The organism is Variovorax sp. PBS-H4, assembly GCF_901827205.1.
Lineage (GTDB): Bacteria > Pseudomonadota > Gammaproteobacteria > Burkholderiales > Burkholderiaceae_C > Variovorax.
Genome location: NZ_LR594675.1, coordinates 5,827,387 through 5,853,522, shown reverse-complemented (window position 1 = coordinate 5,853,522; position 26,136 = coordinate 5,827,387). Strand labels below are relative to the sequence as shown.

Genomic DNA, 26,136 nt, shown 5'->3' with positions numbered 1-26,136 from the left:
GCATCTCGTCGCGCTCTTCGAAGCTGCCCACCTTGTCGCGCCCCGGTTTTGCCGGCCGCCGGCTACCTTGCGAGTGGTTGGTCGGCGGGCAGGAAGCGCTGGAACAGATCGGAGATGAAGGCAGAGGGGTTGCCGTCGCCTGCCGCCACCAGGTACAGGCCACGCCAGCGTGCGCCCGCATGGCTGCCGCGGGGCGACTCGAAGAGCTGCTGCGCGAATGCGCGCAGTCCGGGCTGCAGCGCGCGCAACTGCTCGACGAAGGCATGGATCGCCCGGCGGCGTGCCGGCTCCGTCTCGCCGCGCAGCAAGCCCATGCGCAAGGCATGCAGACGCAGCGCCAGCGGTTCGAGGAGCGCATCGATCCGTAACGCCGCCGCGGAGCTATCCGGCAGGCGGTGTCCCACGGCCTCGGCGCACATTGCGGGCGGCAGAGCCTCGCGCAGCACCTTGTAGCCCGCCAGCCGCTCCAGCCCTGTCACCAGCAGGTAGGTCGGCAAGTGCAGGCGCAGGAGCTCGGCCGTCTCGTCGATGCGCTGGCGCAGGCGTGCCGCATCGGCGGCAACGTGCTGCGCGTCGCCCAGCAGGCGGGCGGCGTTCACGCAGACCACGATGCCATTGAGCGGCAGGCGCTCGCGATGATCGACGAGCGCCAGCAGGGCCCGGTACCAGAGACCGCGCTCATGCGGCGTGGCCGGCTCGTGCACGGCGGCAGCACAGGTCTCGATGGCGACCAGGGTCGGCAGCGAGTGCCAACGCCAGAAGTCAGCGGCCTCGCCTGCGGCCTGCCGTGGCGGCACGGAGGCCCCGCGGCTCGCCTCGGCCAGCAACGCCGGAACGGCGGCGTCTTCGTCGCCGATGAACAGGAGCCAGGGCAGGTCATAGAGCGGCTGATGCAGCGTTCGCATTGCTGGCGAGCACAGCAACTGCTCGCGCACACATGCGACCGCGACGCGGGGCTCGGCGAAGGCCTGGGACGGTGCCGTCTCCGATGGTGCGGCCCCGGCCGCGATCCGGCGGCGCAGGAGACGCCGCCGTGCCCGGTAGCGCGAGCCCAGCATGAACCACCACAGCGCGAGCAGCGCGGCCATGCACAGCGCCAGCAGGGCGCCGTAGTACGTGGGCAGCGGGTACATCATGCTCATGCGCGGGGCCGATGTCGCGGTCTCATCGCGAGACCGTTTCGAGGAACACGAAGTCCGCGACCGGCCGGCCGGCAGCTTCGCTGGACGCCAGCGCTTCGCGCAGGCGCTGCAAGTAAGCCGAGGCCAACTCGAAGGGCGGCGTCCCGGCAGCGTCGGCAAGTGGCACGGTCGACGACAAGCCGGTGATCATCACCGTGCCGAAGGGGGGGCTCACCAGCCAGCTCGAGGGAATGTCGCGGCCCAGTTCGAGGACCTCGCCGGGGCGCAACGGCTGCGGGCCATGATTGGCGTGCAGGTGCATCACAGCGCCGTCGGCCGTGTAGTAGTCGACCCGCAGGTAGCCCTCGTGGTCCGCATTGGTGACGCGCACCACCACCGTGTCGCCCTCTCGCACCCGGCCCTCCTGTGCAGTGAGTGCAGTGACCTTGAGCCGATGGCGCTTCTCCTGGTTGCGTGCCTGATAGGGCTTGAGAATGGCGACCACCTCGCAATGGGGCCAGACGCGCAGCCCAAGCGCGAAGCTCGCCGCGCCAATGCCTGGCGTGGCGCGCACCTCGCGCTCTACGCGCGCCATGTCCTCCGCCGTGGGAACGAAACCCTTGACCCGCGCCGTCCCGTCGTCGCCCCCTGTCACCGTGAGGTCCGCGCAGGCGAAGGCCTGCAGCCGCTGCTCGACGCGCTGTGCCAGCGTCGGTGCCCGCTCACGTGCACCGCCCAGCATGGCCCACAGCAGGTAGGCCAGCGGAACCAGCAGCGCCATCGCACCTGCTGCGCGCAGCAGCGCGCGTTCGCGCCGCTCCGGCACGCGCGGGCCCGTCGGATCGGGTACGCCATAGGGCTGCGGCGTGATGCGGTCCTCGGCCAGCGCGTCGAGCGACAGCGGGCGCACGGGCAACTGCCGCCCATGCAGCTCCTTGAGCTTGCCGAGCTCGCCGCCATCGCCGCTCTCGAAGTAATACTGGCCTTTGAAGCCGCAAACCAGCGCATGCCAGAAGACCTCGCGCACCTCCCCGTCGTCCGGCTGCAACGCGGACAAGTGGTGGAAGAACTCGCTGTGCGCGTTGTTGGAGTTGAACAGCTGCGCCTGCAGCGTTGCCGCACCGGCGGTCCACCGCGGATGCCGTGCGATCACCTCGTCCAGCCAGGCGGCCACTGCGAAGGAAGCCGATTCGATGTGTGCCTGCGTGCAGCCCGCCTCACGGGCCGCCGCACGTGCCTGGTCGAGCAGATGGAGCGCGCGCTGCTGGGCCGCTTCGGGCAAGGGCGCGGCATGGCCGGCTGCGGTGGCGGCATCGAGCTCGAGGCCGAACGAGAAGAGTGCGCTGAAGCAGTCGAACAGCCGAGCCATGAAATGCTCGCGCTATTCTTCGGTGGCGACGGGAGCCTTGGGTTTGCGCCTGTCTCGATGGCACATGCCTATGTCCCTGTTGAAGCGGTGGATCTTGGATCGATTCTTTCAACGCCCCTGAACAGCGGCCATACCGCTTGGGGACTATGTCGTTCGTGGAGGCGACGCGCTTGCAGGGCTGGGAATTCGCCGTTATCTTTCGTGCTACTCGTTGAGTTGACTGCGTGCACCACGCTTAATCTATTGGGGCTCCCATGAAAATCCTGATCGCCGACGATCACAAGCTCGTCATCGAGGCGGTCAAGGCCAAGCTGTCGGAAATCGAGCCGGGCATCGAGTTCGTTCTGGCGATGAGCGTCGACGAATTGCTCGCCCGCGCCTCCGACGACATCGACCTGGCCGTGATCGATCTCAACATGCCTGGTGCTGACGGCCAAGCCCATGTGGACGAGATCCGGCGCCGGCACCCGGCCGTGCCGGTGATCGTGCTTTCGGGCTACGAGGACCCGGCCGTCATGCGCTCAGCGCTGGAGCGTGGCGTGTTGGGCTTCATTCCGAAGGCCTACTCGCCCGAGGTCATGCTGTCGGCCGTGCGGCTGGTGCTGGCGGGGGGCGTCTACGTGCCGCCGATGCTGTTGTCGGCGGTGCCGCCGGGAGTGATGGCCGGCGTGCCGCCGGGTGCCGGCGAGGCTGCGCAGCGTGCATCTTCTGCCGCCACCGCCCAGACCCTCGAGCACCTGCGCACCGTGCTTACCGAACGCCAGGTGGAAGTGCTGCAGCTGTTGTCCCAAGGCAAGCCCAACAAGCTGATCGGGCGCGCGCTCGGCATCAGCGAGGGCACGGTGAAGATCCACCTGGCGGCCATTTTCCGCGCGCTCAACGTGCGCAACCGGACAGAGGCCGTCGTGGCGGCCCAGACACTGACGGCGGAGGCCTGAGCGTCGGTCGCGGGCTGACTCTCAGAAGCGCAGGGTCAGCAGGTGCGGCAGACGCGGGATCGCGAAGGCTCTTCCCGTGCGCATTGCCTCGCGATAGTCGTGCAGAAGGCGTCGCTGGTACAAGGTGACCTCGTCGGCCGGCCAACGGTCCACGTAGCGCGCCTGGAGCTCTGCAGCGGCCGCCCAGTTCCCCTGTTCGAAGTTGTAGCGAGCCAGCGCCATGATGCCGTTGGGGTGCTCCGCGGTCCATGCGGGGACCTGGTCGAGCCAGCCCCGGACTTCGGGGAGCGCGCGATCCTCGCACGCAAGCCAGGCCGCCGCGAGGCAGGCGTTGGAGCGCACGATACCGACGGGAGCGACAGCCATCGTCTCGCGCAGCCCGCGCCACGCTTGTTGGCGGTCGCCCCGTGCGTGAGCCAGTGCGGCCTTGAAGAAGGTCGCGGACCCGTACAGGCAAGTGCCTTCGTAAAAGCGCCGATTGGCCTCGATCTCGGTGATCAGCTCGCGCGCGAGGTCGTAGCGGCCGCCGGCGATGGCCATGCCCGTGTTCATGGTGATCGCAAAGCTGAGCCAGAAGTGGCGCGCCTCACGTCCGAGCTTGCGCACTTGCCCCATGCGCTGCAGTGCGTCGTCGATGCGGCCGCCGCGCCAGTGCAGCCAGGCATCCGTCAGCTGCGATAGAAACCGGCCGGCGCGGGACTGCTGCATCGATGCAGATGCCAACGTGGCCTGCGCTGCGTCGGCGACAGCCGGGTTGCCGGCGTAGCTGTGTACCGTGAGCTGGAACGCGAGCGTGAGCGCGTGGCGCACCGGCGTGCCGGCCAGTTTCGCGCAGTCCACTGCCTCGTCGATCGCCAGGGCTGCTTCGCGCATGCGCCCGGCATCGCGGTAGACGATCGCGATCTGATAGAGGCTGCGCGCAAGGTCTGCGTGCTGCGGGTGCGGAGTGCGGCTGAGTTGTGCCGACCGGTGCAGGATCTCGAGCGCGGGCGCGGCCTGGCCACGCAGGTGCGCGATCACGCCTTTCTGCCGCAGGCATTGCGCGGTCAGCCGGTCATGGTCTCCGCCCTGCGCAGCGGCGAGAACACGGCGGCCGATGCTCTGCGCAAGCTCGAATTCGCGATCCGCAATCGCCAGTTCGCAGCGCTCCAGCAGCACTGCTGCCTTGAGCTTTTCGTCGCCGTTGGTTTCGAGCAGCGTCAGCGCCTGATGGATGAGCGTTCGGGCAAGTTCGTTGTTTTCGAGTGCGCGGTGGTAGGCGGCGAGTGCGCGCAGCACCCGCGCCTGTGTCGCCACATCGGCGGATGCGGCCGCGCGCGCCAGCAGGCGTTGTGCTGTGGGCGCGGTTTCAGGATGTTCGATCGCAGCGAGACTCTCGACGTGTTCGACGTCAATCTCGAGCGCATGCGGCTGCGAAGCCACGCATACCTGCAGGTAGTCCCGCGCGACCTGGTAGCGCTGTTCCCTGGCTGCGTGCATGGCCCGCGTGAAGGCCTCGTTCGCGAAGGTGTCGACGACGACACGTGCCGGCTCCTCGTCGACGAGCTCGCGGGCCAGCTTCTGGCCGAGTGCGATCGTCAGCTGTGTCAGGTCGCCGCCGCGCAGCGGGCTCGAATCGGCAAGGCTCATCTCGCCATGCAATTCGTAGCGCAACTCGAAGCCGTTCTCGTGCGAGTGCACCTGGGCAGCAATTACTGTGCGGGCACCAAGTGCCCGGACCTGCTCGATCGCACGCGCGCCTGGAGGACCGTCGCCGGCCCCTTTCAGTGCGGAGACCACGTCCACGAGTGGGAGCACGGACAGCGCCTGCTGCGCTTCAAGCTCCCGGTTCAGCAGCGCCGCCATTCCGAACTCGACCCAGACCAGTGCGTCCCGGCCCGTGTAATTGCGAAAAGGAAGCGCAGCGATGAAGCGCAGCAGGGAAGGCCGCGCTGCTGAACGGCGGGAAGCGCCGAACCCGCGCGCTGGGAATTGCGGGGGGGAATGCGGCGCCCCGATCATCGTGGACAGTGACATGGAACCACAATCAGAAAGAAGCCACTCCGTTCGCGCTGAAAGCCGCCGGGCCAGTGGAGGAGCCCTTGTGTCGATCGCGGCTGGCAGGTTAGGCCGGCAATCCGAGCGAGCCCGCCCGACGCGACAATTCATCAGGTTGTCATCGCCTATGGCGATGCCAGCGCGCGCCACTCCTGCGCAAACCCCAGATGCGCAGATCCGACCGCTCGTGGCACGAAGGCTTTTGGAAACCGGCTTTCTGCGCGCCCCAATCCTGATCAATTGTCACAAGCCCTCCACGCGACTTTTGTTGCTCGGCACTATCGCAATCCTTAAGTCTTACACCACGCGTGGCGGCGACAAGGAAGCTCGTGCATTTCAACTTCTTTGCGAGTTCCCACGCATTCACTGGAGCTCACTGACATGTCTGCCAGAAATGAACTGCGTCGAAGAGTCGCCGTGCTCGACCCCATGCTTCGCTCGCGCGAACACATGCGTCGCGCCATTCGCGCCCTCGGCCACGCGCCGCTCGTTTTCAATGATCTGGACGAACTGCTGCCGCTGCGCGGAAGCCTCCTGCGGTGCTCCGCGCTGTGCGTGGGCCTGCCGCAGAACCCGATCGAACAGCAGGCCTGGATCCGTGCCGCCAGAAGCTTGGTCGACCCCGAAGTGCCTGTGCTCTTCCTGTCGCGAGACAATCCCGTCAAGGCCGCCGAAACGCTGCGCTGCGCTGCCGGAGACGTGGTTCTTGCGGCACCTTCGTCCTTTGCGGACGTTTACAAGGGAATGAGGGCATTCTTCGCGCAGCGCGGGCTCGCCGCCGAAGATGCAGGCCTGGAGTGGGGCGGCTATCGCTTCTTCCCGACGAACGAATCCGTGATGCTCGACGGAACCGAGATCGGCATGCGTCCGCTGGACTTCGAGCTGGCGCTGGAGTTCTTCCACAACATCGAACACGTGCTGTCGCGCGATTGGCTGCGTACCATGGCCGCAGGGCTCGCGCCCGAGACGGGCGGCCGATGGCTCGATGCCAGCGTGGGGCGCCTGCGCAGCCAGCTCGGACTCATCGCCTTCCACGGCTGCGAATGGAAGCTCAGCACCATTCGCTATGCCGGTTTCAAGCTCAGCAGGAGCCCCGGCAAGAAGGCGCCGAGACTGGTAACCCTGTCGGCTCGGGAGCCGCAGCTCGAAGCATCGCCTGTCCTCGGATTCTGAAAACGCGCCCGAACTTCAAGCCTCGAAGGACGGACTTTCCGGGCTCAAGGGGAGGCCGATGAAGAAGGTGGTCCCCGCGTCCGGTGCGCTGATGACATCGATCCAGCCGCCGTGGCGCGCGACGACGCTGTGCACGATCGTCAATCCGAGCCCCCAGCCGTGTCCTGCTTCGGCATCGGCATTGGCGCTCCCCCGGCGGCCCCTGCTGGGAGTCATCAACTTTGCGAGCTGCGGCTCGTCCATGCCGCTTCCGCTGTCCTGCAATGAGATAAGCACCTCGCCATAGGGGGCGTTCGCCTCGACGTTCGTTTCTACGCAGATATAGATGGTCGTGTCGGGCTTGCTGTGACGGATGGCGTTGTGCAGCAAGTTCACGAGTGCACGAGTCAGCAGCGATGCATCGGCAGAGAGCGAGGCTTCGGAGGCGCCGAGCCGCGGCTTGACGATCAGTCCGCGTGCGTGGGCAGCGGCCCAGGTGGCATCGATGGCGTCGAGCACGACTGAGCCGGCGAACGTCGGCGCAAAGCGATAGACCTTCGATTCCGCCTCCAGCATGTCCATGAAGCTCTCTGCCAACTGGATCGTGCGGCGCGCCTCGCGGCCCACACCATCGACCACGTCGTGAATGTTCACATTGGAGGCGCCCTCGACATAGAGTGCCAGCAGGCTGAGGATGGTGACTTGCGGACCTCGCACATCGTGCGAGAGAAAGCTGAACCATTGCTCGCGTTCGCGCTGGGCCCGGCGCTCGGTGGTGATGTCGTTGAGCACCACCACCCAGGCGCGCGATGCCGCCGCGCCCGACCCGACCTCCCCGAGCGATGCAGCCCGCAGGGTGAAGACGCTTCCCTGCTCGGTCGTGTACTCGACGCTCATTGCCTCTTCCCAGACCGTCGTTGCGCGCGCAGCGGGCGAGCCCGCGATCTCGGCCTTTTGCATGTCGGCGAGCAGCCGCAGCATATCGACGCCCTTGAGGTGATCGACACCGCCGGCGGCGGGCCGCGACACCGCACCCGTTGACGACAACACCAGCGCCGTGGCGAGAAGATTCTGCGCGGCCGCGTTGCTCTGGCTCACGATGCCGTCGTCCCGGCAGATCAGCACGGGCACGGGCAGGCTCCACATGCCCTCCGTCAACAACGCTTGCAGGCGCGTGAGACGCTCGATCGCGAGGTCCAATGCATTCGCACGGCGTTCCACTGAGTCCAGCGGCGCGGGGTGCAGCGGCAGCGGCGGCTCGAAGGCACCGGCCGGTACGGCGTTCAGCAGCGCCGCACGCTGGCGGAAGAACACCAGCAGCGCGTCGAGGCGGCGCCAGCTCCAGAGCACGTAGGCGGCGATCACGCCGCACAGCGGCGACGCGAGCGGCAAGGCGACACGCCAGTGCACCAGCGCGAGGTAGTTCAGCACGATGCAGGCGAGCGACACCGCGAAGGTCCAGATCACTGCGTGGCTCGCGCTGACCAGGAGCAGCATCAGCACCAGCCAGACCGGTGCGGAGATCCATAGCACCCGTCGCCAGTCGGTCGGGATGTCGATCGTCCGGTCGGTGAGAAGCGCGTCCAACGCATTGGCGTGGATCTCGACACCCGGCAGGCTCGTGAGCGCGCCGATGCCGGCTACCGGCATCGTGTCGCCCAGCCCTGCGTTGGCCAGCGCGCCGACCAGCACCAGCTTGCCGCGCACGAGCTCGTCCGTGAAATCGCCACGCAGCATGTCAAGGTAGGACACCGTCGGATAGCTGCCCGAGGCGCCCGCGAAGTCGACGCCGAAGCGCCCCCCGCGGACCCAGCGTTCAGTGGTCTGCAAGCCCAGGACCTGCGCCGGCCCCGGCTCGACCGTCTGCAAGGCGATCTCGAGTCCCACGTAGGGCCAGACCTTGTCCGGGGGGCCCTCGTAGCGCCAGAGGGCCCGCACCAGGCCATCCGCATCCGGTGCGGCATTGGCGTGGCCCAACCCTCGCGCGCGCCGCGCCAAGTCGGGAATTGGAAGCTTGAAGGTGGGCTCGCCCTGCGGCACGCCAACTGGCGGCGCGAAGTAGTCGAGCGGCAGGTAGACCGGCAGCTTCGACATTGCCGTAGCCAGCGCCTGATCCTGTGCGGGTTCAGCGGACGGCGTGTCAAAGAACAGATCGAGCAGTACCGCGCGCGGCGCGTGGGCTGCCAGTTGCTCAAGCAACTGCGCGTGCGTCAAACGGGGAAGCGGCCACGGGCCCAAGACCTCCAACGTGCGCTTGTCGATGCCGATGATCAGGATGTCCTGGGCGGGCCTTTGCGCGCTGTCGAGCAGCATCTTGTCGTAGATGGCCGCATTGGCCTCGACAAGTCCTGGCTTGCCATCCAGCCAGACCATGGTCGACGGCAGCAGCAGCAACATCAGCATCCACTCGAACAAGTAGCGACGGCGCAGTCGCTGCATGTACCCACCCGTCTCGACTCCCCGATTCAAGGGGAGGTTACTTCGAAGCTGCCCCCCCATTCGGTCGGCGGCGACGACTCCCCCTCGGCTTGCTCGCGACATCGCCAGTAGTAGCGTGCGGAGCCTTCCAGCGGGCCGACCGTCACGCCGCTTGTGTAGGTTCCCGACTCGGCCACCAAGGGTGACGCAAAGTCGGGCGTGCGCGCGAGTTCGAAAGTATGACGTTGCCCGCGACGTGTTGTCCAGCGAATCTGCCATAGGCCGTCGTTCGCCGCGCGAGCCTCGCTGGCCATCGGTGCCTGCGGCGGCGCCATGAAGGTCACGCCTTCGCTGGCCCGTCCTTCGACACCTTGTTCGTCGAGAGCGGAGACTCGCGTGTGATAGAAGCCAGTCGGCAACGCATCCTGCAAGGCAAAGCGCGGCGCCCGCTCGCGCGACTCGCTCGCCAAGCGCAGGAAGCTCCCGTCGGCCGCGAGTTGCAGCCGATACGCAGCCGCGCCTGCCACTGCTTCCGCCGCGACCGTGTTCCGATCGAGCGGCGCGTGCTGCGCCGGCGCGGGCAGCAGGCTGCGCACTTCGAGGGTCGGCCCAGCGGCGCCGAGCGGCACGCCTTCGAGCGCTGCCACCTCGGCGCTGCGCCCGCCACCGCCCAGTTCAGTTGCCTGCACCTTGCCTTCGAGCACCTCCAGTGCCTGCACTCCGCCTTCCGACCGCACGCGAAAATGCGTGCCCTTGACGCCCAGCGCGAAGCTGCGGGTGCGGATCTCGAACTCCCGCTCCCTCTGCTTTTCCACATACGACTCGACCCGACCACTGATCAGCTCCAGCTCCGTGCGACGGCCATGCGCTTCGACAAGACGGGCCGAGCTGCTCGAGGGAAGCACCACGCGGCTTCCGTCCGCGAAGCCCACCGTCAGGAAGCTGTCGCGCCCCGTGGTCAGCAGGTCGCCTGGCGCGAGAGCGGTTCCGGCGGAGAGCTGCTGCTCGGGATTGGCGGCGCGCTGGAGCAACACGTTGCCCGAAACATGCAGAACGGCCGCAGGTCCGCCCAGATTCAACAGTTGTCCGACACGCAGGCGCTCGGGCACCGGCACCGCATTGCCGCGCTGAAGCTCGGGCCAGCGATGCGCCGACTCCATGTACCTGCGTGCCAGTCCCCAAAGCGTGTCGCCCGGCTGAACCAGGTAGGCCGAAACCGGACCCGGCGACACCTTGGCCGGCTCCGCATGCGTCCTCGGCGCCGGCAGCGCGGCGAGGCAAACAAGGGCGGCAATGAGGCAGCGGCGGCTGGAAACTTCAGGCGCCGGCTTTGTCATCGACGTCGTCGGATCGGCCGCCCGCCGTGGCAACGGTGTTTGCTTCGCTCTGGTCGCCGGTCACGCGCTCCAGCCGATAGCCGCGCCCGTAGACCGTCTGCAGGCGCAGCCCGCTGGCGCTGTGCAGGCCCAGCTTGCTGCGCAGCCGGTAGATATGGCTGTCCAGCGCGCGCGAAGGCATTTCCTCGCCGTGCACGCCCAGCTTCTCGAGCAGGTAGGCTCGCGAAACTGCGTGCCCCAGGTGGCGGAACAGCGCCAGCGCCAGGCGGAACTCCCGGTCGGTCAAGGCGATTCGTGTGAGCGTGCCGTCTGGTGCCTTGAAGTGCACGCACAGGTTCGGCTGGTCGAACCTCCAGGCACCGAAGCGCTCCTGCTCCGCGGCGGCTGTCAGGCTGGGCTGGCGGGTCAGCAGACGGCGGATGCGGGCGCAAAGCTCCATCGTGCGGAAGGGCTTCACAACGTAGTCGTCTGCCCCGATGCCGAGTGCGCCGGCCACGTCGCGCTCGGCGCTGCGCGAACTCAACATGATCACCGGCACGTCGCTCTTCTGGAAACTGCGCAGCCAGTGGAGCAGTTCTACGCCGTCCAGGTCGGGCACGTTCCAGTCGAGCACCAGGAGGTCGAAGGTCTCTTGCCGCAGCGACTTGCGCAGGGTCTCGCCCTTGTCGAAGGGCACGCAGGTGATGGATTCCTCGCCCGTGTCGAGCCCGCGCTTCAGCGCGTGGACGAGATAGCCCAGCTGGGTCGGATCGTCGTCAAGTACTGCGATACGCATGGGTTCTTTCGTCTCGTGGCTCAACAGGAAGGTGCCGAATTCTTGCCCTTTTTTTCGGCCCAAATCTCGTAAATTGTTTCGCCTTGCCCTTCGCGCCTCGCTGTCGCCGCGCATCGGCCCAGCTCGCTGACACGTCTCGAAATTGGGTGCCATAAGCAATCTTGCAAATTGTGACGCGTGGCGCACGAAAGATCCAATGCTCGGCAACATCCCGGCCTTTCGCAGTCAGTGGGCACATGCGGTGGGCAACAGCACGCTGCCCGCATTGGTGAGGTCAACGCTTCACATTTTTTCGCCCACGCCAAAAAGGATGTCAAGCAGCATGAACAAGTCATACCGCACCGTGTGGAACGAAGCGCTCGGTGCCTGGGTCGCCGCCTCGGAGATTACCAAAGCGAGGGGGAAGCGAAGCCGGTCCGGAGCGGTGGTGGCCGCTGCGGTGGTGCTGGTGGCGTTGGGGGGGGCGAGCGGGGCGGGCGCGCAGGCTCTCGGGGGATCCGCCATTAAGAACGATGGTGCAACCGCTATTTCTCCGGAGAACAGTCCTGGTTGCCAAGCCGTGTCGAGCGGTTTCTCCGTTGCGATCGGGTGCGGCGCCACTGCGGAACGCGTGGACGCACCGACGGGGGTGGGTCACAACAGCGTTCCCGCTGGGAATGCTTCGGGTGACAGCGTCGCAATCGGTGCTGGAGCGTTCGCGTCACCTGGCGACAATTACGGTCGTGCGGTCGCCGTCGGGGCAGGCGCAACCGCCACGCGTCCCCATGCGATTGCCCTCGGAGGCGCTGCGTTAGCTGAAGATTCCATATCGATCGGCTTCGCCCAAGTTGGTGATGGCGGCGTTAGAGACGACGTGTCCGAGAATGCGATCGCGATCGGCTACAGAGGAGACTTGGCAAAATCGAGAGACGGGATTCTGCTGGGGGGCAGGTCCAAGCTCGGTGATTCGACGGGCGGCATTCTCGTCGGCACGCTTTCCTTTCTCAAGAACTCGCCGGGCGCCATTGCCCTCGGCACGGAAGTCGATATCGCGAGCGCGACCGATGGCGTTGCGTTGGGTCACTCCGCAAATGTCGGTGCGCCGAGTACCGTCGCATTGGGCGCCCGATCGAAAGCCATCGGAGCCAACGCGATCGCGGTCGGTGGCGGAAGTTCCGATGTGGATTCTGCGCAAGCCATCGGAGCGAAGTCCATCGCGATGGGCGCTGGAGCCCGGGCCTCGGGAACCCAGTCCATCAGCATCGGCACGGGCAACGTGGTTAGGGGCGACAAGTCCGGGGCCATCGGTGACCCCACCACCATCGATGCCACGAACTCCTACTCACTGGGCAACGACAACACCATCGGTGTCAATGGAGGCAAAGCCACCGATGGCGTCTTCGTCGTCGGCAACAACGTCACAGTCCAGCAGGGAGCCAACGGCGCCCTCGTGCTGGGCAGCGGCACCGTCGGCAGCACCACCGTGGCCGCGGACGTCCAGAATGCCCTGGTGCTGGGCAATGGCGCGAGCGTCAGCGGCGACAACGGCGTGGCCATCGGCCAGGGCGCGCAGGCCAACAATTTGAACGCCATTGCCATGGGCAACACGGCGGCGGTTGATTCGTTCAACGGAACGGCGCTAGGAGCGGGCTCTTCCGTCACCAATTCGGTACAGGGCACGGCGATCGGTACAAATGCATCGGCCACGAATGCAGAGAACGGAACGGCGGTCGGTGTAGCGGCTTCTGTTGCCGGGGTCAATGCCGTAGCCCTGGGTGTTTCGGCCAGGGCTCTCGACTATGGTGTCGCTATCGGCGGCCTTGCGCAGGCCACGGGCGTGGGCTCCGTGGGTCTCGGGGAGGAAGCCGTCGCCAACGCAAAGGCGGCGACGGCTATCGGCACTCTGGCCCAGGCCAGTGGAGAGGGTGCAGTCGCGATCGGCGGCAGTACTGATATCGCGAAGGTACAGGTGACGCGAGCGGCAGGCGTCAACGCCATTGCCATGGGCAACGGTGCCCAGGCCATTGTCGACAACACCATCAGCATCGGTACGGGCAACATCGTCAACGGCACCAACTCCGGCGCCATCGGTGGCGCCACAAGCCTCAACGCGATCAACTCCTACTCCATCGGTAACGGCAACACGCTGACTGCGGGATCCGATAACTCATTCGTGCTGGGTAACTCCGTCACAGTGGAAGATACCGCTGGCGGCGCGCTGGTGATGGGCAATTCGGCGAGCGTGAAGCGCGGTGGCATTAATTCGCTTGTATTGGGCAACTCGGCCGTGTCTTCCGCCAATGCGGGCATTGCCTTGGGTACCGGCGCGAGTGTCATCGGCGGCACCTCGAATATCGCAATCGGGGAAAAAGCGAGCGCATCCACAACCAGTGGTGAGGGCGACCTGATTGCCATTGGGAGGGACGCGCAAGCCACGGCGCGCGACTCGATAGCCTTGGGTGGGCAGACCATCGTCAATGCTGCCGCTTCCGTCGCCATTGGCGGCAACACGAGCGGTGTCACGATCGATGCCGCCTCGGGCAGTTCGGTTGCGATCGGGAATGCCGCAACAATCACAAATTCGCCCGCTGGGGTGGCGATAGGGGGTAGCTCCACCATCGGCAATGCGGCGAACGGCGTCGCGATCGGGTTCTCGGCGATAACCGGGGGGGATAACGGCCTGGCGATCGGCACCCGCGCATCGATTGGCGACGGCGCCCAAGGCGCCGTGGCACTGGGCAGCAACGCGCGCTCCTCAAATTTGGGGTCGATCGCTCTGGGCGGCTCCTACAACGGCAAAGTGACCGGGTCCTCGGGCATCAACTCCATTGCGATAGGTGTCGGTGCAAACGCTGCGGGCGTTTCCTCGCTGGCCATTGGCGCGGACAATGATGTCAATAGCAGCAACAACGGAAGCGGATCAGGAGCCATCGGTTTCGCCAACACGATCGTGGGCGGCAAAGCGAACAACTCTTTCGTGCTGGGCGGCAACAATACCATCACGAACGCAAGCGGCGTCTACGTGCTCGGCAGCGGTGTGAACGTAGGGGGGGATGCCAACGGGACCTACGTGCTCGGCAGCAACGTGACGGTGCCTGCGAACGTCACCAACGCCCTCGTGCTGGGCAACAGCGCAGGTGTTTCCGCGCGCAACGGCATTGCGATGGGCGTCAACTCGAAAGCCGGGGGAGTCAACGCAATCGCAATCGGCGGCAGTGATGGTGCTGCCACGGCCGTGGTTTCCAACGGCACCAATGCGATCGCCATGGGCAACGGTGCCCAGGCCATCGGCGACAACACCATCAGCATCGGCACGGGCAACATCGTCAATGGCAAGAACTCGGGTGCCTTCGGCGACCCGAGCATCATCAACGGAGCCAACTCCTACTCGGTGGGTAACAACAACACCATCGATGCGACCTCCAGCGATGTCTTCGTGCTGGGCAACAGCGTGAAAGTGGGCCCGAACCTGACGGGCTCGGTCGTGCTGGGCAGCGGCTCGGCAGCCGCGGCGGCCAATGCGACCACCGGCGACATCATCGGCGGCAAGACGTACACCTACGCGGGCACCACGCCCACCAGCACGGTGAGTGTAGGTGCGCTAGGAGCGGAGCGCCAGATCACCAGCGTTGCTGCAGGCCGCGTCGCAGCGGCCAGCACGGATGCGATCAATGGCAGCCAGTTGTACTCGGCCATCCAGGCGATCGACGACATCACCACCAACGCGGTGCAGTACGACGACGCGACCAAGACCGCGGTCACGCTCAACCCGGGCGGCGCTCCCGGCGCCACCACCAAGATCAGCAACCTGACGGCTGGTGACGTGAGCGCCACCAGCACGGATGCCATCAACGGCAGCCAGCTGAGCAACGTCATCGACAAGGGCACCAAGTACTTCCACGCCAACTCGACCGGCACAGACAGCCTGGCGACGGGTGCGGACGCAGTGGCCGTTGGCGTAAGTGCTGTTGCGGGCAACGTGAACGCCATTGCCATGGGCAACGGTGCCCAGGCCACGGGCATCAACGCCATCAGCATCGGCACGGGCAACAAGGTCAATGGCAACAACTCCGGTGCCTTCGGCGATCCGAGCATCATCGACGGGGCCAACTCCTACTCGGTGGGTAACAACAACACCCTGAGCGCCGACAACGCCTTCGTGCTGGGCAACAACGTGAACGTGAGCGCGGGCGCGACCGGCGCTCTGGTGCTGGGCAGCGGCGTGACCGTGGCTGGTGGCGTCACCAACGCCCTCGTGCTGGGCAATGGTGCCAGCGTTGGCGTCAACGGCGGCGTCGCCCTGGGCTCCGGCTCCAGTGCCACCGGTCTCGGCCTGAGCACCCCTGCTTATCTGACAGGCACCACCGCCACCAGCGAAGTCAACATCGGAGACCGACGCCTCACCGGCGTCTCCGATGGTGCGGCCGACACCGATGCGGTCACCGTCGCGCAACTGCGCGCGGCGTCCACCCAAGCCGGCCAAGGCTGGAAGTTGAGCGCCAATGGCGAGGCTGCACCGCTGACCATCGCCCCGGGCGAGACGGCGGACTTCGTCAACGGCGCCAGCGGCAACATCATCGTCAGCCGCAATGGCAACAAGCTCGCGGTGGACACGGCCGCTGACGTCAACTTCACCAGCGTGAGCACCGGTCAGACGGTGATGAGCAACGCGGGCGTTGCGGTCGGCGCGAACGTCAACCTGGGCGACACCGGCCTGACCATCGTGGGTGGCCCGAGCGTGACCACGACCGGCATCGACGCGGGCAGCAAGGTCATCGACAGCGTGGCCGAAGGCGCCGTGAACGCCGCCAGCAAGCAGGCGATCAACGGCAGCCAGCTGAACACCACCAACAACAACGTGACCAACCTGGACGGCCGGGTGACCACGGTGGAAGGGGATGTGACGAGGATCGACGGCGCGATCACCAACATCGCAGGCGACACCAACACCAACAACACCGACATCGTGGGTCTGGGCATCCGGTACGCGCGCACCAACGAGAGCACTCTGGGCAAGAGCGATGCCTTCGCCGAAGGCGTGGGCTCCACGGCCGTGGGCTACGAGGCGAAGTCCTCTGGCGTGAGTGCGGTGGCGGTGGGTCGTGGTGCGCAAGCCCGAGGCGACAACGCCATTGCCATGGGAGCTGGGGCTGAGACGGGGGATGGCGCGATTGCCGGCAGCGGCCTGAACGCCATTGCGATCGGCGCCGGCGCCAAAGCCATCGGCGAAAGCTCCATCAGCATCGGCACGGGCAACAAGGTCAGCGGCAACAACTCCGGTGCCTTCGGCGACCCGAGCATCATCGACGGGGCCAACTCTTACTCGGTGGGTAACAACAACACCCTGAGCGCCGACAACGCCTTCGTGCTGGGCAACAACGTGAACGTGGGCGCGGGCGCCACCGGCGCTCTGGTGCTGGGCAGCGGCGTGACTGTGGCTGGTGGCGTCACCGGCGCCCTCGTGCTGGGCAACGGTGCCAGCGTGGGCGCCAACAACGGCGTGGCCATCGGCCAGGGCGCGAAGGCCAACAATGCCAACGACGTGGCGTTGGGCGCCAACGCGAGCACCGATGTGGCGGTGGGCACGGCCAATGCCACCATCGCCGGAACCCTCTACAACTTCGCGGGCACGGCCCCGGTGGGCACGGTCTCGGTGGGCAGCGTGGGCGCCGAGCGCACCATCACCAGCGTGGCGGCGGGTCGGCTGAGCGCCACCAGCACCGATGCGATCAATGGCAGCCAGCTGTACTCGACCATCCAGGCGCTCGACGACATCACCACCAACGCGGTGCAGTACGACGACGCGACCAAGACCACGGTCACGCTCAACCAGGGCGGCGCCACCACCAAGATCAGCAACCTGACGGCTGGTGACGTGAGCGCCACCAGCACGGATGCCATCAACGGCAGCCAGCTGAGCAACGTCATCGACAAGGGCACCAAGTACTTCCACGCCAACTCGACCGGCACAGACAGCCTGGCGACGGGTGCGGACGCAGTGGCCGTTGGCGTAAGTGCTGTTGCGAGCAATGTGAATGCCATTGCGATGGGCAACGGTGCCGAGGCGACGGGCATCAACGCCATCAGCATCGGCACGGGCAACAAGGTCAGCGGCAACAACTCCGGTGCCTTCGGCGATCCGAGCATCATCGACGGAGCCAACTCCTACTCGGTGGGTAACAACAACACCCTGAGCGCCGACAACGCCTTCGTGCTGGGCAACAACGTGAACGTGAGCGCGGGCGCGACCGGCGCTCTGGTGCTGGGCAGCGGCGTGACCGTGGCTGGTGGCGTCACCAACGCCCTCGTGCTGGGCAATGGTGCCAGCGTTGGCGTCAACGGCGGCGTCGCCCTGGGCTCCGGCTCCAGTGCCACCGGTCTCGGCCTGAGCACCCCTGCTTATCTGACAGGCACCACCGCCACCAGCGAAGTCAACATCGGAGACCGACGCCTCACCGGCGTCTCCGATGGTGCGGCCGACACCGATGCGGTCACCGTCGCGCAACTGCGCGCGGCGTCCACCCAGGCAGGCCAAGGCTGGAAGCTGAGTGCCAACGGCGAGGCTGCGCCGCTGACCATCGCCCCGGGCGACACGGCGGACTTCGTCAACGGCGCGAGCGGGAACATCGTGGTCAGCCGCAATGGCAACAAGCTCGCTGTGGACACGGCGCCTGATGTGAATTTCACCAGTGTCACCACGGGTGCCACGAAGATCGACAACAGCGGCGTTGTGGTCGGATCGAGCACCTTGGGTGCCACGGGCCTGACCATCGCGGGCGGCCCGAGCGTGACGACCGTGGGCATTGACGCGGGCAACGCGGTCATCAACAGCGTGGCCGAAGGCGCCGTGAACGCCGCCAGCAAGCAGGCGATCAACGGCAGCCAGCTGAACACCACCAACACCAACGTGACCAACCTGGACGGCCGGGTGACCACGGTGGAAGGAGATGTGACGAGGATCGACGGCGCGATCACCAACATCGCAGGCGACACCAACACCAACAACACCGACATCGTGGGTCTGGGCATCCGGTACGCGCGCACCAACGAGCTCAACCTGGGCAAGAGCGATGCCTTCGCTGAAGGCTTGGGTTCCACCGCCGTGGGCTACGAGGCGAAGTCCTCCGGCGTGAGTGCGGTGGCGGTGGGTCGTGATGCGCAGGCGCGAGGCGACAACGCCATTGCCATGGGAGCTGGGGCTGAGACGGGGGATGGCGCGATCGCCGGCAGCGGCCTGAACGCCATTGCGATCGGCGCCGGCGCCAAGGCCATCGGCGACAACACCATCAGCATCGGCACGGGCAACATCGTCAATGGCAAAAACTCTGGAGCCATCGGCGATCCCAACACCATCAATGCCAACGACGCCTATGCGCTGGGTAACAACAACCTGATCGACACCGGCGCGGACGGCTCGTTCTTGATCGGCAACAGTTCCGTGGTGAACCAGGGCGCCACCGGCGCCCTCGTGCTGGGCAGCGGCGCGGTCATCAGCGCGAACGTCGCCAATGCGATGGCGCTGGGCAATGGTGCCAGCGTGGGCGCCAACAACGGCGTGGCCATCGGCCAGGGCGCGAAGGCCAACAATGCCAACGACGTGGCGTTGGGCGCCAACGCGAGCACCGATGTGGCGGTGGGCACGGCCAATGCCACCATCGCCGGAACCCTCTACAACTTCGCGGGCACGGCCCCGGTGGGCACGGTCTCGGTGGGCAGCGTGGGCGCCGAGCGCACCATCACCAGCGTGGCGGCGGGTCGGCTGAGCGCCACCAGCACCGATGCGATCAATGGCAGCCAGTTGTACGCGACCATCCAGGCGCTCGACGACATCACCACCAACGCGGTGCAGTACGACGACGCGACCAAGACCACGGTCACGCTCAACCAGGGCGGCGCCACCACCAAGATCAGCAACCTGACGGCCGGTGACGTGAGCTCCACCAGCACGGATGCCATCAACGGCAGCCAGCTGAGCAACGTCATCGACAAGGGCACCAAGTACTTCCACGCCAACTCGATCGGCAATGACAGCAATGCGGCTGGCGTTGACGCAGTAGCCGTTGGCGTAGATGCTGTGGCCGGCAATGTGAACGCCATCGCGATGGGCAACGCGGCGACGGTTGACTCGGCGAACGGCATGGCGCTGGGAGCTGGCGCTTCCGTCACCAATTCGATACAGGGCACGGCGATCGGTGCAGGTGCATCGGCCACGAATGCGGACAACGGGACGGCGGTCGGTGTAGCGGCCTCTGTCGCCGGGGTCAATGCCGTGGCATTGGGTGCATCGGCCAGGGCCCTCGACTATGGTGTCGCTATCGGCGGCCTTGCGCAGGCCACGGGCGTGGGCTCCCTGGGTCTCGGGGAGGAAGCCGTCGCCAACGCAAAGGCCGCGACGGCTATCGGCACTCTGGCGCAGGCCAGTGGAGAGGGTGCAGTCGCGATCGGCGGCAGTACTGATAAGGTACAGGTGACGCGAGCCGCAGGCACCAATGCGATCGCCATGGGCAACGGTGCCCGGGCCATCGGCGACAACACCATCAGCATCGGCACGGGCAACATCGTCAATGGCAACAACTCCGGTGCCTTCGGCGATCCGAGCATCATCGACGGAGCCAACTCCTACTCGGTGGGTAACAACAACACCCTGAGCGCCGACAACGCCTTCGTGCTGGGCAACAACGTGAACGTGAGCGCGGGCGCGACCGGCGCTCTGGTGCTGGGCAGCGGCGTGACCGTGGCTGGTGGCGTCACCAACGCCCTCGTGCTGGGCAATGGTGCCAGCGTTGGCGTCAACGGCGGCGTCGCCCTGGGCTCCGGCTCCAGTGCCACCGGTCTCGGCCTGAGCACCCCTGCTTATCTGACAGGCACCACCGCCACCAGCGAAGTCAACATCGGCGACCGACGCCTCACCGGCGTCTCCGATGGTGCGGCCGACACCGATGCGGTCACCGTCGCGCAACTGCGCGCGGCGTCCACCCAGGCAGGCCAAGGCTGGAAGTTGAGCGCCAATGGCGAGGCTGCACCGCTGACCATCGCCCCGGGCGAGACGGCGGACTTCGTCAACGGTGCCAGCGGCAACATCATCGTCAGCCGCAATGGCAACAAGCTCGCGGTGGACACGGCCACTGACGTCAACTTCACCAGCGTGAGCACCGGCCAGACGGTGATGAGCAACGCGGGCGTTGCGGTCGGCGCGAACGTCAACCTGGGCGACACCGGCCTGACCATCGTGGGTGGCCCGAGCGTGACCACGACCGGCATCGACGCGGGCAGCAAGGTCATCTCCAACGTGGAGGCGGGCGTGGTCGGCACCGACGCCGTCAACGTCAGCCAGCTCGGCAGCGCCACCAAGTACTTCCGCGCCAACTCGACTCTGGCCGACAGTGTGGCCGGAGGCACCGACAGCGTGGCCGTCGGGCCGCTGGCCGTGGCCAACGGAGATAACGCCATTGCCATGGGCAATGGCGCCACGGCGCAAAACGAAAGCAGCATCGCTCTTGGCACAGGGGCCTTGAGCGGCAATGCGTTTGGGGTGGCTATTGGCGAGAACTCAAGTTCATCCGGCCTCAACGCTGTTGCGCTTGGGCGTCTCTCAATCGCCAACGGTGAAGTCTCGACCGCGATTGGCTACCTTTCTGAGGCAGATGGCGACGCTGCCGTTGCGCTGGGCGCCGGCAGCCGGGCAGCGAAGAGCAACTCAGTGGCCGTTGGTGCAGGTGCTGTGGCAGACGGCATCAACGCCATCGCCATGGGCAATGGCGCTCAGGCTCTGGGCGACAACACCATCAGCATCGGCACGGGCAACATCGTCAGCGGCAACAAGTCTGGAGCCATAGGCGATCCCAACACCATCATTGCCGACGAGAGCTACGCGCTGGGCAACGACAACCTGATCGACGCAGGCGCGACCGGCTCGTTCGTGGTCGGCAACAATTCCACGGTGAACCAAGGCGCCGTCGGCGCCCTCGTGCTGGGCAGCGGCGCGACCATCAGCGCAAACGTCACCAATGCGATGGCGCTGGGCAACGGCACCACCGTCAGCGCCAACAACGGCGTGGCGATCGGCAACGGTGCCAGCGTCAGCAGTGCCGACAGCGTGGCCGTGGGCTCGAACGCCACGGCAACAGGCGCCACGCTTGCCAACCCGGCCTACCTGGGGGGCGTGCTGCAGCCAAGCGCGGGACTCGCGCCGGTGGGCGAGGTGAGCGTCGGAGCGGCAGGCGCCGAGCGTCGCATCACCAACCTGGCGGCCGGCTCGGGCGACACCGATGCGGTCAACGTCGCGCAACTGCGCGCGGCGTCCACCCAGGCAGGCCAAGGCTGGAAGTTGAGCGCCAACGGCGAGGTTGCACCGCTGACCATCGCCCCGGGCGAGACGGCGGACTTCGTCAACGGCGCCAGCGGCAACATCATCGTCAGCCGCAATGGCAACAAGCTCGCGGTGGACACGGCCGCTGACGTCAACTTCACCAGCGTGAGCACCGGTCAGACGGTGATGAGCAACGCGGGCGTTGCGGTCGGCGCGAACGTCAACCTGGGCGACACCGGCCTGACCATCGTGGGTGGCCCGAGCGTGACCACGACCGGCATCGACGCGGGCAGCAAGGTCATCGACAGCGTGGCCGAAGGCGCCGTGAACGCCGCCAGCAAGCAGGCGATCAACGGCAGCCAGCTGAACACCACCAACAACAACGTGACCAACCTGGACGGCCGGGTGACCACGGTGGAAGGGGATGTGACGAGGATCGACGGCGCGATCACCAACATCGCAGGCGACACCAACACCAACAACACCGACATCGTGGGTCTGGGCATCCGGTACGCGCGCACCAACGAGAGCACTCTGGGCAAGAGCGATGCCTTCGCCGAAGGCGTGGGCTCCACGGCCGTGGGCTACGAGGCGAAGTCCTCTGGCGTGAGTGCGGTGGCGGTGGGTCGTGATGCGCACGCCGCAGGCGACGAGGCTATCGCATTGGGTGCTGGCGCGCGGGCCGTCGGCGACAACTCCATCAGCATCGGTACGCGCAACATCGTCAATGGCAACAATTCGGGTGCCATCGGCGACCCAAGCATCATCGACGGGGCCAACTCCTACTCGGTGGGTAACAACAACACCCTGAGCGCCGACAACGCCTTTGTGCTGGGCAACAACGTGAACGTGGGCGCGGGCGCCGACGGTGCACTCGTGCTGGGCAGCGGCGTGACTGTGGCTGGTGGCGTCACCAACGCCCTCGTGCTGGGCAATGGTGCCAGCGTCGGCGTCAACGGCGGCGTGGCGATTGGCCAAGGGGCCCAGGTTAGCAGCGCCAACGGCGTGGCCCTGGGCGCGGGCGCCCTAGCCAACAGCACGACCTTGGGCAATGCCGCATACCTGTCGGCCTTGCTGCCGCCGGGGGCGGGGCTGGCACCGGTGGGTGAGGTGAGCGTCGGTGCTCCGGGCGCCGAGCGTCGCATCACCAACGTGGCGGCCGGCTCGGACGCTACCGATGCGGTCAACGTCGCACAGCTCCAAGCAGTCAACGCCCTTGCCGGCTCCGGCTGGAACCTGGGCACCAACAGCAACGCGGCGCAGAAAGTTGATCCGGGCAGCACGGTCACCTTCCTCGACGGCAAGAACATCCAGGTCACCCAGGATGCAGCCAACAACATCACGGTCGCTACAGCCGACGACGTGAACTTCACCAGCGTCACCACGGGTGCCACGAAGATCGACAACAGCGGCGTTGTGGTCGGATCGAGCACCTTGGGTGCCACGGGCCTGACCATCGCGGGCGGTCCCAGCGTGACGACCGTGGGCATCGACGCGGGCAACACGGTCATCAACAGCGTGGCTGAAGGTGCCGTGAACGCCACCAGCAAGCAGGCGATCAACGGCAGCCAGCTGAGCAACGTCATCGACAAGGGCACCAAGTACTTCCACGCCAACTCCACCGGCACGGACAGCAATGCGGCCGGCGCTGACTCGGTGGCCATCGGCCAGAATGCGGTGGCCAACAATGCCAACGACGTGGCGCTGGGCGCCAACGCCAGCACCGATGTGGCGGTGGGAACGGCCAGCGCCGTCATCGGCAAGGCCACCTACAACTTCGCGGGCGCGGCCCCGGTGGGCACGGTCTCGGTGGGCAGCGTGGGCGCCGAGCGCACCATCACCCGCGTGGCGGCGGGTCGGCTGAGCGCCACCAGCACGGATGCGATCAACGGCAGCCAGTTGTACGCGACCATCCAGGCGCTCGACGACATCACCACCAACGCGGTGCAGTACGACGACGCGACCAAGACCACGGTCACGCTCAACCAGGGCGGCGCCACCACCAAGATCAGCAACCTGACGGCCGGTGACGTGAGCGCCACCAGCACGGATGCCATCAACGGCAGCCAGCTGTTCGACGTCACAGGCGACACCACCAACAACTACACGGACGCCAAGGGCCGGGGCATCCGGTACGCGCGCACCAACGAGAGCACCCTGGCCAAGAGCGATGCGTTCGCCGAAGGCGTGGGCTCCACGGCCGCGGGCTACGAGGCGAAGTCCGCCGGCGTGAGTGCGGTGGCGGTGGGTCGTGGTGCGCAAGCCCGAGGCGACAGCGCCATTGCCATGGGAGCTGGGGCTGAGACGGGGGATGGCGCGATTGCCGGCAGCGGCCTGAACGCCATTGCGATCGGCGCCGGCGCCAAGGCCATCGGCGACAACACAATCAGCATCGGCACGGGCAACAAGGTCAATGGCAACAACTCTGGAGCCATCGGCGACCCCAATACCATCAATGCCAACGACGCCTACGCGCTGGGCAACAACAACCTGATCGACACCGGCGCGGACGGCTCGTTCGTGGTCGGCAACGGTTCCGTGGTGAACCAGGGCGCCACCGGCGCCCTCGTGCTAGGCAGCGGCGCGGTCATCAGCGCGAACGTCGCCAATGCGATGGCGCTGGGCAATGGTGCCAGCGTCAGCGTCAACGGCGGCGTCGCCCTGGGCTCCGGCTCCAGTGCCACCGGTCTCGGCCTGGGCACCCCTGCTTATCTGACAGGCACCACCGCCACCAGCGAAGTCAACATCGGAGACCGACGCCTCACCGGCGTCTCCGATGGTGCGGCCGACACCGATGCGGTCACCGTCGCGCAGCTGAGGGGAGTGAACAATGTCGCTGGCAAGGGCTGGAACCTGGGTGCCAACGCCAATGCGGCGCAGAACGTTGCCCCAGGCGACACGGTCACCTTCCTCGACGGCAAGAACATTCGGGTCACCCAGGATGCAGCCAACAACATCACGGTGGCCACGGCGGACGACGTGAACTTCACCAGCGTGACCACGGGCGCCACGAAGATCGACAACAGCGGCGTTGTGGTCGGATTGAGCACCTTGGGTGCCACAGGCCTGACCATCGCGGGTGGCCCGAGCGTGACGACGAGCGGCATCAACGCCGGTGGCATGAGCATCACCAACGTCGCGGATGGCGTGGCGCTGAGCGATGCGGTCAACCTGAGCCAGCTCAAGGCCTACTCGGACAAAGCGGCCACGATGTGGATCACGGGCAATACGGCCAGCTACGCGCCACCTTCCGCGCTCGGCGCGAACAGCCTTGCTGCCGGCTCGGGTGCGGTCAGCACCGGCCAGAATTCAGTGGCGCTGGGTAACGGCTCCAATGACGCCGGTCGCAACAACGTGGTTGCGGTCGGCTCCGAGAATGGCGGCGAGCGCCAGGTCACCAACGTGGCGCGGGGCGTGCAGGACACGGACGCCGTCAACGTCAGCCAGCTGCGGCCCTTTGCCGCTGCGCTGGGCGGCGGCACGACGGTGAATGCCGATGGCACGGTCACCGGACCGACCTACAACGTCAACAGGGTCGAGCAGGATGGCAAGCTCTCGCTCCAAACGTACAACAACGTGGGCGATGCGCTGGGGGGCATCAGCTACTCGCTGGACAGTCTCACCAAGCAGACCTCGGACGAGTACGCCAATACCAAGTACTTCCGAGCCAACTCGACAGCGGCCGGGGCCGCAGCCATCGGTGCTGAAAGCACGGCGATGGGCTCGCAGTCCACGGCGGGTGGTGCAAGCGCAGTGGCAGCCGGCGATCGTTCCAGCGCAGGCGGTGCCGGCAGCGTGGCGGTGGGCCAGCAAAGCAACAGCTCTGGCGCGTCGTCGGTAGCCATTGGCCAGAACGCGCAGGCGACCAACACCGGTTCCATCGCCCTGGGCTTCAACACCGTCTCGAGCGGCCTCAATACGATCGCTATCGGCACGGGCGCGGTGGCGACCAACTCGGTGGCCGTCGGCGCCGGCGCGCAGGCCGGTGGCGGCAGTGCGGCTTTCGGCGACAACGCGATGGCGCTGAATGCGCTGCGTGGCACGGCACTCGGCAATGCGGCCACCGTCACCAGCACCGGCGGCGTTGCGCTCGGTGCCGGGGCGGTGGCGAGCCGAGCCGGCATGAACGGCCAGCGCGAGGCGGTGTCTGGTGTCGCAGTCAGCTCCACGCAGGGCGCGGTGTCCGTGGGCAGCCCGGGCAATGAACGTCAGATCACCAACGTCGCGGGAGGTACCCAAGACACCGATGCGGTCAACGTACGGCAGCTGCGTGCAGTGGCAGTGGACGGCGGTGTCCGCTACGAACAGAACGCGGATGGCACCACCAACTACAACACCGTGACCCTGGGCAACGGCCAGGCGCCGAACGGGACTCGCATCTCGAACGTAGCGCCCGGTGTCGCCGGCACCGACGCGGTCAACATGAACCAGTTGAATGCGACCAACGGCCGCATCGACGATGTGGCGCGCAACGCTTACGCGGGCGTTGCCGCAGCCATGGCGGTGCAGATGCCCGGCACCTATGTGCCAGGCAAGACGGTGATGCGCGTTGGCACGGCAGTGTTCAAGGGCCAATCGGCCGTTGGCGTCAGCTTCCGACGGACCTCCGAGAACAACGGATGGAGCGTCACGGGTGGCGTGGGCATGAGCCGGGCCGGCGTTGCCGCGACGGTGGGTGCCGAGTGGGTTTTCAACTGATTC

At 66.6% G+C, this 26,136-nt stretch carries 9 protein-coding genes and 1 pseudogene; 4 read left to right on the top strand and 6 right to left on the bottom strand.

What is annotated here, in order from left to right; genetic code table 11:
* Window positions 1-62: 62 nt before the first annotated feature.
* Both E5CHR_RS27855 and E5CHR_RS27850 read right to left on the bottom strand, forming a co-directional pair.
* A complete protein-coding gene (locus tag E5CHR_RS27855) occupies window positions 63-1,142 on the bottom strand; it encodes a type VI secretion system protein (protein WP_162583022.1) in 1,080 nt (359 codons plus the stop codon).
* Window positions 1,143-1,164: 22 nt separating this feature from the next.
* On the bottom strand, window positions 1,165-2,490 hold the full coding sequence (locus E5CHR_RS27850) for a DotU family type IV/VI secretion system protein (protein WP_162583021.1): 1,326 nt from the start codon (window positions 2,488-2,490) through the stop codon (window positions 1,165-1,167).
* 254 nt (window positions 2,491-2,744) lie between these two features.
* Here E5CHR_RS27850 and E5CHR_RS27845 point away from each other — a divergent pair, with 254 nt between their 5' ends.
* Entirely contained in the window at window positions 2,745-3,428 is a 684-nt protein-coding gene (locus E5CHR_RS27845; RefSeq protein WP_162583020.1) for a response regulator, read from the top strand.
* 21 nt (window positions 3,429-3,449) lie between these two features.
* Here E5CHR_RS27845 and E5CHR_RS27840 read toward each other — a convergent pair whose 3' ends face one another.
* Window positions 3,450-5,444, bottom strand: coding sequence for a hypothetical protein (locus tag E5CHR_RS27840; RefSeq protein WP_162583019.1), 1,995 nt, complete (start codon window positions 5,442-5,444; stop codon window positions 3,450-3,452).
* Between the two features lie 402 nt (window positions 5,445-5,846).
* Here E5CHR_RS27840 and E5CHR_RS27835 point away from each other — a divergent pair, with 402 nt between their 5' ends.
* Window positions 5,847-6,638 (top strand): response regulator transcription factor, encoded by a 792-nt coding sequence (locus E5CHR_RS27835; RefSeq protein WP_162583018.1) that lies wholly within the window; start codon window positions 5,847-5,849, stop codon window positions 6,636-6,638.
* 15 nt (window positions 6,639-6,653) lie between these two features.
* Here the strand turns inward: E5CHR_RS27835 and E5CHR_RS27830 are convergent, their stop codons facing one another.
* From E5CHR_RS27830 to E5CHR_RS27820, 3 genes are read right to left on the bottom strand one after another with little or no spacing between them, the layout of a single operon-like run.
* Complete coding sequence (locus E5CHR_RS27830; RefSeq protein ID WP_162583017.1) at window positions 6,654-9,056, bottom strand: CHASE2 domain-containing protein; 2,403 nt, start codon at window positions 9,054-9,056, stop codon at window positions 6,654-6,656.
* A gap of 26 nt (window positions 9,057-9,082) precedes the next feature.
* Window positions 9,083-10,372, bottom strand: a complete 1,290-nt coding sequence (locus E5CHR_RS27825; RefSeq protein WP_162583016.1) for a FecR family protein — start codon at window positions 10,370-10,372, stop codon at window positions 9,083-9,085.
* A complete protein-coding gene (locus E5CHR_RS27820) occupies window positions 10,353-11,147 on the bottom strand; it encodes a response regulator transcription factor (RefSeq protein WP_162583015.1) in 795 nt (264 codons plus the stop codon). Before E5CHR_RS27820 ends, E5CHR_RS27825 begins: the two co-directional genes overlap by 20 nt.
* Before the next feature lie 196 nt (window positions 11,148-11,343).
* Between E5CHR_RS27820 and E5CHR_RS32165 the strand changes: the two are divergent.
* Window positions 11,344-11,553, top strand: a pseudogene (locus tag E5CHR_RS32165) (ESPR domain-containing protein); the annotation flags it as partial.
* A 486-nt stretch (window positions 11,554-12,039) separates the two neighbouring features.
* Window positions 12,040-26,133 (top strand): hypothetical protein, encoded by a 14,094-nt coding sequence (locus tag E5CHR_RS27815; RefSeq protein ID WP_232062215.1) that lies wholly within the window; start codon window positions 12,040-12,042, stop codon window positions 26,131-26,133.
* Window positions 26,134-26,136 lie beyond the last annotated feature (3 nt).